The following is a 14,917-nucleotide window of genomic DNA, read 5'->3' on the forward strand; positions in this document are numbered from 1 at the left end:
CTTCTCACCGGGAGAGTTCGTTCCAAAATCAGTGAGAGGGAGTAGCTCGGCATGACACGTGTCCTGATTACCGGAGGCGCAGGGTTCATCGGCTCCCATACCGCCGATGCTCTGATCTCCGCGGGCTACGAGGTCAGGCTGCTCGACTCGCTCTCTCCCCAGGTGCATGGCCCGCAGCGCCAGCGCCCGTCTTATTTAAACGCGGACGCCGAGCTGCTGATCGGCGACGTCACCGATCCGCTCGCCGTCGAGCGCGCGCTCCGCGGCGTCGACAAGGTGCTGCATCTCGCCTCCAGCGTCGGCGTCGGCCAGAGCATGTATGACATCGAGTCCTACGTGCGCACCAACGAGCTCGGCACCGCGGTGCTGCTACAGGCGCTCGCGAACAGGCCCGTCGCACGTCTAATCGTCGCATCCTCCATGAGCGTCTATGGCGAAGGCGCCTGCCGGGCGGCCGACGGCTCCATCGTCGCGCCGGACGAGCGTACGCTCGATCAGCTCAAGCGCGGCGATTGGGAGCTCACGGACGCTGTCGGTGGCACGCTTGAACCGATGCCGACCCCCGAGACCAAGCAGCCGACGCTCAGCTCGATCTATGCCTTGAACAAATACGCGCAGGAGCGGATGTGCCTGATCACCGGCAAGGCCTACGGCATCCCGACGCTGGCGCTGCGCTTCTTCAACGTGTTCGGCCCGCGCCAGGCGCTGTCCAATCCCTATACCGGCGTGCTCGCGATCTTCGCGGCGAGGCTGCTCAACGACCGCCCGCCGCTGGTGTTCGAGGATGGCCGGCAGCGCCGCGACTTCGTCCACGTCCATGACGTCGCCCGCGCCTGTGTGCTGGCGCTCGAAAGCGACCATGCCGACGACGTGTTCAATATCGGCTCCGGCCAGAGCCGCAGCATCGTCTCCGTCGCGGAGGATCTCGCGCGCGTCATGGGTCGCTCGCAGATGACGCCGACGATCACCGCAAAATATCGCGCGGGCGACATCCGGCACTGCTTCGCCGATATCAGCAAGAGCGAGCGCCTGCTCGGCTTCAAACCAGCGGTGCGCTTCGAGGACGGGCTCGACGAGCTCGCGCATTATCTCGCCGATCAGATCGCCGACGACCAGGCGGAGAAGGCGACCGAAGAGCTGTCGCGGCGCGGGCTGGTTGCATGATGGACGCGGCATCGAACCAGGCTCCGATAGTGATCACCGGCGGCTGCGGCTTCATCGGCTGCAATCTCGCCGACCGGCTCGCGACCCGCGGCGACCATGTGCTGATCCTCGACAATCTCATCCGCGCCGGCGTGCGCGAGAACGCGCAATGGCTGAAGTCGCGCCACGGCGACCGGATCACCATCATCGTCGGAGACATCCGGGAGCCGATTACGGTGATCGACACGGTGAAGCAGGCCAAGGCCGTGCTGCACCTCGCCGCACAAGTCGCCGTGACCTCCAGCCTCGACAGCCCCGTGGACGATTTCGAGATCAACGCACGCGGCACACTCAATGTGCTTGAGGCCGTTCGCCTGCATAATCCGGACGTGCCGGTGCTGTTCGCCTCGACCAACAAGGTCTACGGCCGGCTGATCGGCGACGACGAGATCACCCGCATCGGCCAGCGCTATCGGCCGATCAGCGACGTGCTGGCGCAAGGCGTCTCCGAGCGGGCGCCGCTCGATCTCTACAGCCCCTATGGCTGCTCGAAGGGCGCCGCCGACCAATATGTTCACGATTATGCCCGCGTCTACGGGTTGAAGACCGCCGTGCTGCGGATGAGCTGCATCTATGGCCCGCGGCAATTCGGCAATGAGGATCAGGGCTGGATCGCCCATTTCGTGCTCTCCGCGCTGCGCGGCGCGCCATTGACGATTTATGGCGACGGCTGCCAGGTACGCGACGCGCTCTATGTCGCCGATGCGGTCGACGCCTGGCTCGCGGTGCTCGATCAGATCGACACCACGCGCGGCCACGTCTTCAACCTTGGCGGCGGACTGTCGAATGCGATCAGCCTGCTGGAGCTGATCGACCAGATCGGGCAACTCTCGGGACCGGTCGAATACAGCTTCTCGGATTGGCGCCCCGGCGACCAGCCCTGGTACGTCACCGACATCAGCGCGCTGGCCGGCGCGACCGGATGGCGGCCGCGCACGTCCTTTGCCGATGGACTTCGCGGGCTGCATGGCTGGCTTGCTGGCCGCTTCAGCGAGCAGCGGGGCCAGGAGGCGCTGGCATGACCCGCGTCGCTCTGATCAATCCGAACTGGACGTTCGACGGCAGCATCTATTTCGGCTGCCGCAGCCCGCATCTGCCGATCGAGCTAGGCGTCTCCCAGCATCTGCTGCGCGAGGCCGGTCACACGACGCTGCTGCTTGACGCCCACATGTTCGACCTGTCGGCGTCGGACATCCTCGCCGAGCTCGCCGCATTCCGGCCGGACATGATCGTGCTGACGACGGCGCCGACCTATCTGTTCTGGCGCTGCGCGCCGCCCGAGCTGCGCGTGCCGCAGCAGCTCGTGATGACGCTACGCGACAGCGGCGCTGTCCTCGTCGCGGTCGGCCCGCACGGCTCGACCACACCACGCATGACGCTGCGCAAGCTCGGCGTCGACGTCGTCGTGATAGGTGAATGCGAGCACAGCGTGCTGCGGCTGGCGAATGGCGAGCGCGACTTCGCCGGCATCTGCTTCAAGGCCGCCACTGGCGACATCGGCATCAACGGCGGACCGCAGGCCACCGTGTTCACCGATCAGCCGGCGCTGCAATGGCCGGACGAGATGATCCGCCGGCACCATCATCACCATCACCGCTTCGAGGCGACGCCGACAGGCCCCGGCGCGGAGGTCGAGGCCTCGCGCGGCTGTCCCTATCACTGCACGTTCTGCGCCAAGGACAATTTCCGCAACGCCTATCGCAAGCGCCCGCCGGCCGTCATTCTCGACGAGGTCGATCGCCTGCGCGCGCAAGGCGTCGAATATGTCTACTTCATCGACGAGATCTTCCTGCCCAATGCCGAGCTGCTGCACGGCCTCGTCGCGCGCGGGCTCAAATTCGGCGTCCAGACGCGCATCGATCTGTGGAAGCCGGAGATGCTGGAGCTGCTCGGACGCGCCGGCTGCGTCTCGATCGAGGCCGGCATCGAGAGCCTGACGCCGGAAGGCCGCGCGGCGCTGGCCAAGAACTGCCGGATGACCACCGAGCAACTCGCCGACCGCCTGGTCGAGGCGCGGCGGCACGTGCCCTTCGTGCAAGCCAATCTGATCGAGATGCCGCAGGACGACGATCCCGTCGTGCAGCGCTGGCGGCAGCGGATGCAGGATGCCGGCGTGTGGGCCAACGATCCCGTGCCGCTCTATCCCTATCCGGGATCGCCGGACTATCAGAAGCTGTGGGGCGTGCCCGACGACCAGGCCTGGGAGCGCGCGCACGCACACTACCTGAAGCTGTTCAGCCAGTTCAGCGACGTGCAGAACGAACGCCCGATCCCGCTTACTGCCCTCGAGCTGCAGGTCGCGCCATGAGCACGCTCGCCGGCGTCCGCATCCTGATGACGACCGACACTGTCGGCGGCGTGTGGAGCTATGCGACGTCGCTGGCGACGACCTTGGCCGCGCGCGGCGCCGACATTCATCTGGTGACGTTGGGTCCGGCGCCGCGGGCGGATCAGCGCGCGATGCTGCAGGGCACGAGCGTCCAACTCGTCGAGACGAACCTCGCGCTGGAATGGCAGGACCCGGACGCCTGTGATCTCGACCATGCGCGCCGCGTGCTGCTTACGCTTGAACGCGAAATCGAGCCGGACCTCGTCCATCTCAACAGCTTTCGTGAGGCCACATTCGACTGGCGGGCGCCGGTGTTGGTGGTCGCACATTCCTGCGTTCATTCGTGGGGACTGGCCTGTCAAGAGACCGATTTCCTGGAGGAGCCACGCTGGCAACGCTATCGCGCACTGGTCGCCGAGGGCCTGCGGCAGGCCGATGCCTGGGTGGCGCCCAGCTGCGCCTTTGGCGAGGTGATCGGTCGCATCTACCAGCCGCATCGTCCGGGTGCTCTGATCTGGAATGGCACGGCCGCCGTCGGCCAAGCGCCGACGTCGAAGGACACATTCGTGCTTGCGGCGGGGCGGATGTGGGACAAGGCCAAGAACCTCCTTGTGCTCGCTGAATGCGCAGACGGTCTGCCCTGCTCGGTTCGCGTTGCAGGGGCCGGCACCGACACGACCGATGCTCCGTCATCATTGCAGCAGCTGGGTGAGCTTGCGCATGCCGAGCTGCGCGACTGGATGAGCCGCGCCGCGATCTTTGCAAGTCCGGCGTTGTACGAGCCGTTCGGCCTGTCCGTGCTCGAGGCGGCGTCTGCCGGCTGCGCGCTCGTGCTGGCCGATATCCCGACCTTCCGCGAGCTCTGGCAGGATGCGGCGCTGTTCGTGGTGCCGACTGATAGCCGCGCGCTCAGGAGCACGCTGAGCTGGCTCGCAACGGATCATCGCGCGCGCACCACCTTGCAGGACGCCGCACGCCAGCGTGCCGCCCGCTACACGCTCAGTCGCATGGCCACGTCCTATGGCGAGCTCTACGGCAACCTGCTCGCGCAAGCCGCGCCTGATCACCGTCCGAACATTCTCGCCGAGGCCTGTGCATGAAGTGCGTGCTGTTCTACCATGCGTTCTCGTCCTGCTGGAACAATGGCAATGCCCATTTCCTGCGTGGCGTCGCGCGCGAGCTGCATGCACTCGGCCACGAGGTCGTCGTCTACGAGCCGGCTGACGGGTGGAGCCGCCTGAACGCGATCAAGGATGGCGGCAATGCCAGCCTGCGCGCGGTCCCCGCACTGTTCTCCGGCGTCGACGTCAGAGCCTATGATGGCACGCTCGATCTCGACGAGGCGCTCGATGGCGCCGATCTCGTCATCGTGCATGAATGGAACGAGCCCGACCTCGTCAAGGCGATCGGCCGTCACCGCATCGCGACCGGGCGCTTCGTGCTCCTCTTCCATGACACGCATCACCGCGCCGTGACCGCGCCGCACGAGCTCGGCCGCTTCGATCTGACGGGCTATGACGGCGTGCTCGCCTTTGGCGAGGTGCTGCGCCAGATCTATCTGACGCTCGGCTGGACGTCGCGCGCCTTCACCTGGCACGAGGCGGCGGATACTGCGCTGTATCGTCCGCTAACCGATGTCATCGCGCGGCACGATCTCGTCTGGATCGGCAATTGGGGCGACGATGAGCGCAGCGCCGAGCTCAGGGAATTCCTGATCGCTCCGGTCGCCGCGCTGCAGCTCGACGCCACCATCTATGGCGTCCGCTATCCCGATGATGCGCTCACGGCGATGCGGCAGGCCGGCATCCGCTATGGCGGCTGGCTGCCCGCACACCGCGCCCCCGAGGCATTCGCCAAGGCGCGCGTCACGGTGCACGTGCCACGTGCTCCGTATGCGCGATCGCTGCCGGGCATCCCGACCATCCGCATGTTCGAGGCGATGGCCTGCGGCATTCCGATCGTATCGGCGCCATGGGACGACGCTGAGGCGCTGTTTCCGAGTGAGACCTATGTGCGCGTGTCATCGGGGACCGAGATGCGCGACGCATTGCGCACCTTGCTGTCCGATTCCGATTACGCCGCCGACATCGCCGCAAGAGCACGCAGCGCTGTGCTCGCGCATCACACCTGCCGCCATCGCGCGCGCGAGCTGCTGCAGATCGCGCAGCGGCTCAGGGACGGCGATGAGCCCGCGGCCGCGACAGAATTCGAAGGAGCCGCATCGTGAACATCTGCTTTTTCGGCTCCAGCCTTGTCTCCTCCTATTGGAACGGCGCCGCCACCTATTATCGCGGCATGCTGAAGGAGATCGCAGCGCTCGGCCACCACGTCACCTTCTACGAGCCGGATGCATTCGAGCGGCAGGCGCATCGCGATATCAGTGATCCCAGTTGGGCCAGGGACGTCGTGTATCCGGCGACACCGGACGGATGGCAGCGTGCGCTCGACGAGGCGGTGCGATCGGCCGACCTCCTGGTCAAGGCCAGCGGCGTCGGCGTGTTCGATGCCGAGCTCGAGGACGCCATCGCGACGGTCTCGACCGATGCCCTCCGCATTTATTGGGACGTCGATGCCCCCGCGACCCTGGACGCCATCGCCGCCGATCCGCAGCATCATTTGCGCACGGCCATTCCCCGCTATGACGCGGTCCTGACCTATGGCGGCGGCGATCCGGTCGTGCGCGCCTATCGCCTTGCCGGCGCCCGCGCCTGCGCGCCGATCTACAACGCGCTGGATCCCGAGACGCATCATCCAGCGCCGCCGCGCGCCGAGTTCGAGTCCGATCTCAATCTGCTGGCCAATCGCCTGCCGGACCGCGAGGCGCGCATCGAACGCTTCTTCATCGAAGCCGCAGCGCAGCGTCCGGAGCAGACGTTCGTTCTCGGCGGCTCGGGCTGGCACGACAAGCCGATGCCGCGCAACATCCGCGCGGTCGGCCATGTCGGCACTGCCGATCACAACGCGTTCTTCTGCTCGGCGCGCGCCACCCTGAACGTCAATCGCGACAGCATGGCGGCCTACGGTTACTCGCCGCCGACGCGCGTATTCGAGGCCGCAGGCGCCGGCGCGTGCCTGATCACGGATCAATGGGAGGGCATCGATCTGTTTCTTGAGCCCGACCGCGAGGTCCTGGTCGCCGCCGACGGCGCCGCGGTGGCGGCGCATCTCGACGCGTTGTCCCCCGAGCGCGCTCGCGCCATCGGCGAGCGCGGCCGCGCACGCGTCCTGGCGCATCACACCTATCGCCAACGCGCCCATCAGTTCAACAATCTGCTCGAGGGCATGAGCACCCGGATCGAGGCTGCAGAATGAACCTGAACATCGTCGTCATCGGATTGTCGGTCACATCGTCCTGGGGCAACGGCCACGCCACCACCTATCGTGCGCTGCTGTCGGCGCTGGCGCGGCGCGGCCACAGCGTGACCTTCCTGGAGCGCGACGTGCCCTGGTATCGCGACCACCGCGACCTCACCGATCCCGACGGCTGGAGCGTCAAGCTCTATCAATCGCTGCAGGACCTGCCACGGCTGTTCGGTGCTGCGATCCGCGACGCCGACCTCGTCATCATCGGCTCCTATGTGCCGGACGGCATCGCCATCGCCGACTGGGTGACCTCGCACGCTCGCGGTGTCACCGCGTTCTATGACATCGATACGCCGGTGACCCTGGCGCAGCTCGAGCATGGGCTCGACTATCTGTCGCCGGCGATGATCCCGCGCTTTGATCTTTATCTGTCGTTCTCCGGTGGCCCGGCGCTGGCGATGATCGAGGATCTCTATGGCAGCCCGCTGGCGCGCGTTCTCTATTGCAGCGCGGATCTCGAGCTCTATCAACCGCGCGAGACGCCGGAGCGCTGGACGCTGGGCTATCTCGGCACCTACAGCGCCGACCGTCAGCCGCAGCTCGACCGCTTCCTGATCGAGCCGGCGTGCGGGCTTGCCGACGATGATTTCGTCGTCGCCGGCGCGCAATATCCCGACACGATCGCCTGGCCCGCCAATGTCGAGCGCATCGCGCATCTGGCGCCGCGCCAACACGCCGAGTTCTTCTCCGCGCAGCGCTTCACGCTCAACGTGACGCGGGCCGACATGCGCGCCCTCGGCTTCTCGCCAAGCGTGCGGCTGTTCGAGGCGGCTGCGTGCGGCACGCCGGTGCTGTCCGATCACTGGCCCGGGCTCGAGACGATCTTCGTGCCGAACAGCGAGATCCTGGTGGTGTCCACGCCGCAGGACGTCACCAGCATTCTCCGGGAGATGCCGGAGGACACGCGGCTCGGCATCGCCGAGCGCGCCAGCCGTCGCGTTCGCCGCGACCACACGCCCGATCACCGCGCCCGTCAGCTCGAAGACTACTACCGCGAGGCGCTGGCCCGCCGAGCGCGCCCTGCGCGACAGCCGAAGACCGCTGCGACCGAAGCCCCCGTCGAATTGAAACTGGGATTGTCATGACCATTCAGATCTCCATCCCCACCCGACGCTCCCTCCGCACGCTCGTGGCCGGCGGCGCGGGATTCATCGGCTCGCATATCTGCGACACCTTGCTCAGGCGCGGCGACACCGTGATCTGCATCGACAATCTGCACACGGGCTCGGTGCGCAACATCCGTCCGCTGCTCAATCATCCCAATTTCAGCTTCATCGAGCACGATGTGCGGGAGCCGCTGGAGATCGAAGGACGGCTCGACCGCGTCTACAATTTCGCCTGTCCGGCATCGCCGCCGCACTATCAGCAGGATCCGGTCGGCACCATGAAGACCTGCGTGCTCGGCACGCTCAATCTGCTGGAGCTCGCGCAACAGAAATCCGCGCGCATCCTCCAGGCGTCGACCAGCGAGGTCTATGGCGATCCGGAAGTGCATCCGCAACCGGAGAACTATGTCGGACACGTCAACACGATCGGCCCGCGCGCCTGCTATGACGAAGGCAAACGCGCCGCCGAGACCTTGATGTTCGATTATCAGCGCATGTACGGGACCGAGATCAAGGTCGCACGCATCTTCAACACCTACGGTCCGCGCATGCACGAGAATGACGGCCGCGTGGTTTCGAACTTCATCGTGCAGGCGCTGCGCGGCGCGCCGATCACGGTCTATGGCTCCGGCAATCAGACGCGCAGCTTCTGCTTCGTCGACGACCTCGTGCGCGGGCTCGAGATGCTGATGGAAAGTCCGGCCTCGGTCACCGGCCCGGTCAATCTCGGCAATCCGCATGAGATGAGCATCGAGGCGATCGCGCGCGAGGTGCTGACCTGCACGCAGTCGAGCTCGACGCTCGAGTTCAAGCCGCTGCCGGTCGACGATCCCAAGCGCCGCAAGCCGGTGATCAGCGCGGCCGAGCGGCTGCTCGGCTGGCGTCCGCAGATCCCGCTGCGCAAGGGGCTGGAGGCAACGATCGCCTATTTCGCACTGGAAGTCGCCGGGCGTGCCCCCTCCGGTCCGGATAAGCGGCCGCAACGCCGGCAGGGCCGCGCGCAACTGGCCATCGCCCGCTCGCAATAGGAAAGAAGTTGGTGCCCGGATCGAGCCGGGCACCATGAAGGGTCACTTGCCGAGCGATTTGGCCATGTCCAAGTGCTTCTGCAGCACGGGAACGGTCTGCTGGGCGAAGTCCGACAATGGCGAGTTCGCTGCAGCTTCCTTCTGGTACTTCTTGATGTCCTTCTCGTGATCGCTGACCATCGCTTTCGCGAAGGCGCGGTCGAAACGGTCCCCGGACATGCCTTCCAGCTTGTTGTAGATCGCCTGCTGCTGCTTGTTCGGCTCGGACGGCACCTTCATGCCGTTCTGGCTCGCCAGTTGCTGAGCCTTCTGCAGATGGTCGCCATGATCCTGCTGCAGCGCCTGTCCGAACTGCTTGACCTGATCGCTTTGGCCCTTCTGCTGCGCCAGCTTGCCCATGTTGACCTCGGACAGATCACCCTCGATCGCCTCCGTCATGAAATGCTGATCCTTGGCCGGCGACTGGCCCTTCGGGGCAGCACCGGCGCCGCCGACCATGAGCAGGGTCACGGCGCAGGCGGTAGCGAGGGCCGGCAAGGTTCTGTTGCGAACAGCGCTGGTCGTCTTGGTCATTATCCATCTCCGGGTTGGAGCCTGTGTCGCGACTGCAAGAGCGGCGGCCCGAGATGGTTCCTATGGGTGCAGGCCATGGGTCACGAGTTGGCGAGCCGGATCGACACAACGCAACTCGACGCCGACCGCCGCACCAAGACGACTCGATTTCGATCCCTCGATCGGCTCAGACCAGCGCAGAGAAACCGTCCAGCGACGCAGCGCCTCGGGTGGCCATCGCGGCGTGGCACCGAGCCCGGGCGAGGAGATCATCGATCAGGAAACGGCCGAGCGTCCGCAAGCGAACGCACGCGGGCGCGGCTCCGTCGATCGCGGCGAGCCGGGCTGCCGACCAGCCGAGCGCAGCGTCGATCGCGAGGTGCAGAAAGGCCGTGGCGCCGGCCTCGGCGTCGCGCGGGCGATCCGTCATGCGCGCGAGCTGCTCCGCCGTCGCATCCAGCAATTCGACGATCTCGCCTGCAGCCTTGGCTGCCTCTGCGTCGTGCGAAGCCATCGCCGCGATGTCGGCCTTCGCGCGCGTCAGGAACACACGCAGTCCCGCGCCGCCGTCCTTCCACAATCGGCGATGCAGCAGGTCGAGCCCTTGCATCCCGGTGGTCCCTTCGAAGATCGGCAGCACGCGCGAGTCGCGCAGCAGCTGCTCGACGGGCCAGTCCGTCGTGTAGCCGGCGCCCCCGAGCACCTGGATGGCACTGTCCGCGGTCGTGAAGGCAAGCTCGCCGCCGAGCGTCTTGATGATCGGCAACAGCCATTGTGTCAGCGCCGAGCTATCACGCCGCGCCTCCGCATCGGTCTCGGCGCGTGCGAGATCGGCCTCGACCGCGGCGGCATAGATGAGGGCGCGCGCGGTCTCGACATTCGCCTGCATCGACATCAGCATGCGCTGAACGTCGGCATGCGCCGTAATCGGCAATGGCTGCGCGCCGGCTCCGCCCTGAAGGCGCTGACGGGCATAGCCAAGGGCAGTGTCGGCAGCCGCCGATGCGATGCCGAGGCCCATGGCACCGACCGCCATTCGCATGTTGGTGATCATGACGAACATCTGCGACAGGCCGCGGCCTTCTTCGCCGAGCAGATAGCCGGTGGCGTTCTCAAAACCCATCGCGCAGGTCGGCGACAGATGCAGGCCAAGCTTGTGCTCGATGTTGCGGACGACGATGCCGTTGGCCGCGTCATCGATGCGATCGGGAACGAGGAAGAGCGACAGTCCCTTGGCGCCATCGGTGCGCGCCAGCAGGCAATGCACGATGCGGCCGGTCAGATCGTGGCCGCCGAACGAAATCCATTGCTTCTCGCCGGTGATCGACCAGCGCCCGTCGCCGCGGGTAACGGCCTTGGTCCGGATACGGCTGGCATCCGAGCCGGCGCCGACCTCGGAGATGCAGATCGTCGCGCCCCACTCGCCCGCGACCAGCTTCGGCAGCCATTCCGCGCGGATGGCCTCGTCGGAGGTCCAGGCATCGATCAGCCTCACCGCCGAGCGCATCGGCACCGGCAGCATGCCGAACGCCGCGCAATGACGATCGAACACCTCCTGCACCGCCACGGCTATGACCAGCGGCAGCCCCTGCCCGCCAAGCTGCTCCGGGAGGTCCAGCGCGATCCAGCCGCCCTCGGCATAGTCGCGCCAGACCTCGCGGTGCAACTGTGAGGTCGCGACCACGCCATCCGTCAGCCGCGGCGGCGCACTGTCCGATTGCGCGTTGAGGGCTTCGAGCCGATCGGCCGAGAAGGCGGCCGCCTGCTCGAGAATGGCTGCGATCGTCTCGTCGGACGCTTCGGCAAAGCCGGCGGACAATTGCCGCAGCCGAGCGAGACCCGGCAGGGCCGCGAGCTGGACTTGAAGGCTGGTGCAGTCGATCGGCGGAATGCTGGCGCGGGTCATCGGAGGCTATTCGAGGGGTGAGTTCCGGAGCAGCCTTCGCTGTGCCAGGGCGCGGCATGCCCGGCAATCCGCCGATAGTCTCGCCGGATCCGCGCCATCCCGACGACGGCCACGCTCCAGGCGCGAGCTGTCGCCATGGCCTTCCCGTCGGCGGAAAGCCGTCTAACGGATGATGATGGGAGATTGATGCAGGGATTCGAAAGAATGGTCGGAGCGGCAGGATTCGAACCTGCGACCCCTGCGTCCCGAACGCAGTGCTCTACCGGGCTGAGCCACGCTCCGACTTGGGAAGCCGGCTTATAGCGTCGGGTTTCCGTCTCCGCAAGGCACACGAGGCAGGAATTCGCATCGAAATCGCAGATCGCGGGCGGATGGGTTAACTCCTTGGCGCAGCGTGGCTTTACCCCACAGCTATGGCGCAGGCGCAAGACGCCGGGCGATTTGCGCGCTTCATTCGCTCCGCCCCAGCCGCTATAGCGGGCGCGCAAAGCTACCACCGCCGGCCCATGATGTCCGAGCTTGAGACGACAGCGCTGAACACGCAGGTCCTGCCTGCCGACGCGAGCGGGATCGCCGCGGCGGCGGCCGTGCTCGCACGCGGCGGGCTGGTCGCGTTTCCGACCGAGACCGTCTACGGCCTTGGCGCCGATGCGAGCCATGCGACCGCGATCGCCCACCTCTACCAGGCCAAGGGGCGGCCGGCGTTCAACCCCCTGATCGCCCATGTCGCCGATGTCGCTGCTGCCAGGCGAATCGGCCGCTTCGATGCCATGGCCGAGCGACTGGCTGCTGCGTTCTGGCCGGGGCCGCTGACGCTGGTCGTCCCGCAGGCGGACGGGTGTCCCGTCGCCGATCTCGCCACCGCCGGTCTCGAGACGGTCGCTATCCGCGTACCCGCCCATCCCATTGCGCGGGCGCTGCTCGCGGCCTTTGGCGGCGCCGTGGTGGCGCCCTCGGCGAACATCTCCGGTCACGTGTCGCCGACGACGGCAGCCCATGTCGCGGCCGATCTCTCGGGGCGAATCGACCTGATCCTGGACGGCGGGCCGGTCGAGGTCGGCGTCGAATCGACCATCATCGGCTGCTTCGAGGCGCCCACACTGCTGCGCCCCGGCGGGGTTCCCAGCGAGGCGATCGAGGCGGTGCTCGGCCAGCCTCTGGCGCGGCCAGCAGCTGCCGAGATGCATGCCGCCGAGCAGCCGCTCGCGCCGGGCATGCTGGCCTCGCATTATGCGCCACACGCCACCGTCCGCCTCGAGGCGACCGACCTCGCGGCGGGCGAGGCGCTGCTCGCCTTCGGCCCCGCAAGCCTGCCCGGCGCCGCTGGCGCTGCCGCGATGCTGAACCTGTCGCCGTCGGGCGATGCCGCAGAGGCAGCCACGCATCTTTTCGGCTATCTTCGCAGCCTCGATGCGAGCGGCGTCCGCAGCATCGCCGTGATGCCGATCCCGAACGAGGGCCTCGGCGAGGCGATCAACGACCGGCTGCGCCGCGCCGCCGCGCCGCGATAACTCTGGAAGCAACCGACCATGAACATCAGCCCGCCTGCTTTGCCCCCGCTGCCTCCCGAGCTGATTGCGCAATTCGCCGCCATCGTCGGCGAGCGCCAGGCGTTGACCGCGGAGACCGACGTCGCGCCTTACGTCACCGAGGAGCGCAATCTGTTCCACGGCCGCTCGCCGCTGGTGCTGCGCCCCGGCTCGACTGCGGAGGTCTCCGCAATCTGCAAGCTCGCCAGCGAGCACCGCATCGCTCTGACGCCGCAGGGCGGCAACACTGGTCTCGTCGGCGGGCAGACGCCGCACAATGGCGAGGTCGTGGTGTCGTTGAAGCGCATGGACAAGATCCGCGACATCGACACCGCCTCCAACACCATGATCGCCGAGGCCGGCGTGGTGCTGCAGACCGCGCAGCAGAAGGCCGCCGAGGTCGATCGCCTGTTCCCGCTGTCGCTCGGCGCCGAAGGCAGTTGCACCATCGGCGGCAACCTCTCGACCAATGCCGGCGGCACTGCCGCGCTCGCCTACGGCGTCGCGCGCGAGATGGCGCTCGGCGTCGAGGTGGTGCTGGCCGACGGGCGGGTGCTGAACGCGCTGTCGAAATTGAAAAAGGACAACACCGGCTACGACCTGCGCAATCTCTTCATCGGCGCCGAGGGCACGCTCGGCATCATCACCGCAGCAAGCCTCAAGCTGTTTCCGAAACCGCGCGCGATCGAGACCGCGTTCGTCGGACTCAAGTCCCCGGAGGACGCGCTGAAGCTCTTGTCGATCGCGCAGCGCGAGGCGGCGGGCAGCCTGACCAGCTTCGAGCTGATCGCCCACATCGCGCTCGACTTCTCGATCCGCCACGTCGCAGGCAACCGCGCGCCGCTGTCCGGTCCGCATCCGTGGTTCGTGCTGATGGAGCTGTCGTCGTCGCGTGACGATGCGCGCGCGACGCTGGAGACTATTCTCGAGCAGGGCTTGGAGGCCGGCATCGTCGACGACGCTGCGATCGCCGAGAATCTCACCCAGCGCATGGCGTTCTGGAAGCTGCGCGAGGACATCTCCTGGGCGCAGAAGCCGGAGGGCGGCTCGATCAAGCACGACATCTCGGTGCCGGTCGCCGCGGTGCCCGCCTTCATCGCCGAGGCCAATGAGGCCGTCGTCAGGAAGGTCCCTGGCGCGCGGCCGGTGCCGTTCGGCCATCTCGGCGACGGCAACATCCACTACAATGTCAGCCAGCCCGTGGGCGCCGACACCGCCGACTATCTGGCGCGCTGGCACGAGGTGAATGCGGTCGTGTTCGAGATCGTGCTGCGCATGGGCGGCTCGATCTCGGCGGAGCATGGCATCGGCGTGCTCAAGCGCGACGAGCTGCCGGACGTCAAGGACCCGACCGCGATCGCGCTGATGCGCGCGATCAAGGCGCAGTTCGATCCGCTCGGGATCATGAACCCCGGCAAGGTGCTCTAGGCTCTCGATACCCACATGCAAACTGCTCTCGCCATCTCCGACATCACCGACGCCGACGTGCCCGCGATCATCGCACTGTGGCAGCGCTGCGGCCTGACGCGGCCGTGGAACGATCCGGCTGCCGACATCGCGCTGGCCCGCCGCGGCAACGAGTCCACCGTGCTCGTTGGTCGGCTCGATGGAGCCATTGCGGCATCCGCGATGGTCGGCCATGACGGCCACCGCGGCTGGGTCTACTACGTCAGCGTCGATCCCGACCATCGCGGCCAGGATCTCGGCCGCGCGATCATGGCCGCCGCCGAGGATTGGCTGCGCGAACGCGGCATCGCCAAGCTGATGCTGATGGTGCGCGGCGACAACACCAAGGTGCAGGACTTCTATCAGGCGCTCGACTATGCCGTGCAGGACAGCGTCGTGTTCTCGAAATGGCTCGACGGCCGCCCGCCGACCCCCGGAATGAAATAGAGGTCTCC

13 protein-coding genes and 1 tRNA gene are annotated in these 14,917 nt (G+C 67.0%); 11 read left to right on the forward strand and 3 right to left on the reverse strand.

Translation table 11 applies throughout. From position 1 onward, the window contains the following. The first annotated feature begins 51 nt into the window (after positions 1 to 51). From ACVILH_RS32510 to ACVILH_RS32545, 8 genes are read left to right on the forward strand one after another with little or no spacing between them, the layout of a single operon-like run. A complete protein-coding gene (locus tag ACVILH_RS32510; protein WP_456716544.1) occupies positions 52 to 1,164 on the forward strand; it encodes an NAD-dependent epimerase/dehydratase family protein in 1,113 nt (370 codons plus the stop codon). Beyond that, a complete protein-coding gene (locus ACVILH_RS32515; protein ID WP_456716545.1) occupies positions 1,161 to 2,225 on the forward strand; it encodes an NAD-dependent epimerase/dehydratase family protein in 1,065 nt (354 codons plus the stop codon). Before ACVILH_RS32510 ends, ACVILH_RS32515 begins: the two co-directional genes overlap by 4 nt. After that, positions 2,222 to 3,511 carry a TIGR04295 family B12-binding domain-containing radical SAM protein gene (locus tag ACVILH_RS32520; RefSeq protein ID WP_456716546.1) on the forward strand — a complete coding sequence of 430 codons (1,290 nt, stop codon included), beginning with the start codon at positions 2,222 to 2,224 and terminating at the stop codon, positions 3,509 to 3,511. The genes ACVILH_RS32515 and ACVILH_RS32520 overlap by 4 nt, the downstream gene beginning before the upstream one ends. Further along, positions 3,508 to 4,632 carry a glycosyltransferase family 4 protein gene (locus tag ACVILH_RS32525; RefSeq protein ID WP_456716547.1) on the forward strand — a complete coding sequence of 375 codons (1,125 nt, stop codon included), beginning with the start codon at positions 3,508 to 3,510 and terminating at the stop codon, positions 4,630 to 4,632. Before ACVILH_RS32520 ends, ACVILH_RS32525 begins: the two co-directional genes overlap by 4 nt. Further along, positions 4,629 to 5,759 carry a CgeB family protein gene (locus tag ACVILH_RS32530; protein ID WP_456716548.1) on the forward strand — a complete coding sequence of 377 codons (1,131 nt, stop codon included), beginning with the start codon at positions 4,629 to 4,631 and terminating at the stop codon, positions 5,757 to 5,759. The genes ACVILH_RS32525 and ACVILH_RS32530 overlap by 4 nt, the downstream gene beginning before the upstream one ends. Beyond that, entirely contained in the window at positions 5,756 to 6,844 is a 1,089-nt protein-coding gene (locus ACVILH_RS32535; RefSeq protein WP_456716549.1) for a CgeB family protein, read from the forward strand. Before ACVILH_RS32530 ends, ACVILH_RS32535 begins: the two co-directional genes overlap by 4 nt. After that, positions 6,841 to 7,980: a CgeB family protein gene (locus ACVILH_RS32540; RefSeq protein ID WP_456716550.1), complete on the forward strand. Its 1,140-nt coding sequence runs from the start codon at positions 6,841 to 6,843 to the stop codon at positions 7,978 to 7,980. Before ACVILH_RS32535 ends, ACVILH_RS32540 begins: the two co-directional genes overlap by 4 nt. Beyond that, complete coding sequence (locus ACVILH_RS32545; RefSeq protein WP_456716551.1) at positions 7,977 to 9,029, forward strand: UDP-glucuronic acid decarboxylase family protein; 1,053 nt, start codon at positions 7,977 to 7,979, stop codon at positions 9,027 to 9,029. Before ACVILH_RS32540 ends, ACVILH_RS32545 begins: the two co-directional genes overlap by 4 nt. Before the next feature lie 42 nt (positions 9,030 to 9,071). On the opposite strand, the gene ACVILH_RS32550 is transcribed toward ACVILH_RS32545, so the two are convergent. The 3 genes from ACVILH_RS32550 to ACVILH_RS32560 all read right to left on the reverse strand — a co-directional run bounded on the left by ACVILH_RS32550 (position 9,072) and on the right by ACVILH_RS32560 (position 11,769). Further along, positions 9,072 to 9,602 (reverse strand): DUF4142 domain-containing protein, encoded by a 531-nt coding sequence (locus ACVILH_RS32550; RefSeq protein ID WP_456716552.1) that lies wholly within the window; start codon positions 9,600 to 9,602, stop codon positions 9,072 to 9,074. A gap of 166 nt (positions 9,603 to 9,768) precedes the next feature. After that, on the reverse strand, positions 9,769 to 11,487 hold the full coding sequence (locus tag ACVILH_RS32555) for an acyl-CoA dehydrogenase (RefSeq protein WP_456716553.1): 1,719 nt from the start codon (positions 11,485 to 11,487) through the stop codon (positions 9,769 to 9,771). A gap of 205 nt (positions 11,488 to 11,692) precedes the next feature. Continuing rightward, positions 11,693 to 11,769, reverse strand: a tRNA-Pro gene (locus tag ACVILH_RS32560). Positions 11,770 to 11,996: 227 nt separating this feature from the next. On the opposite strand from ACVILH_RS32560, the gene ACVILH_RS32565 reads away from it, so the two are divergent. The 3 genes from ACVILH_RS32565 to ACVILH_RS32575 are packed head-to-tail and all read left to right on the forward strand — an operon-like array spanning position 11,997 to position 14,909. Then, positions 11,997 to 12,998, forward strand: coding sequence for an L-threonylcarbamoyladenylate synthase (locus ACVILH_RS32565; protein WP_456717144.1), 1,002 nt, complete (start codon positions 11,997 to 11,999; stop codon positions 12,996 to 12,998). An 18-nt stretch (positions 12,999 to 13,016) separates the two neighbouring features. Then, entirely contained in the window at positions 13,017 to 14,444 is a 1,428-nt protein-coding gene (locus ACVILH_RS32570) for an FAD-binding oxidoreductase (protein ID WP_456716554.1), read from the forward strand. A 15-nt stretch (positions 14,445 to 14,459) separates the two neighbouring features. Further along, positions 14,460 to 14,909 carry a GNAT family acetyltransferase gene (locus ACVILH_RS32575; RefSeq protein ID WP_456716555.1) on the forward strand — a complete coding sequence of 150 codons (450 nt, stop codon included), beginning with the start codon at positions 14,460 to 14,462 and terminating at the stop codon, positions 14,907 to 14,909. Positions 14,910 to 14,917: the final 8 nt, after the last annotated feature.

It is taken from the genome of Bradyrhizobium sp. USDA 4353 (assembly GCF_054063215.1).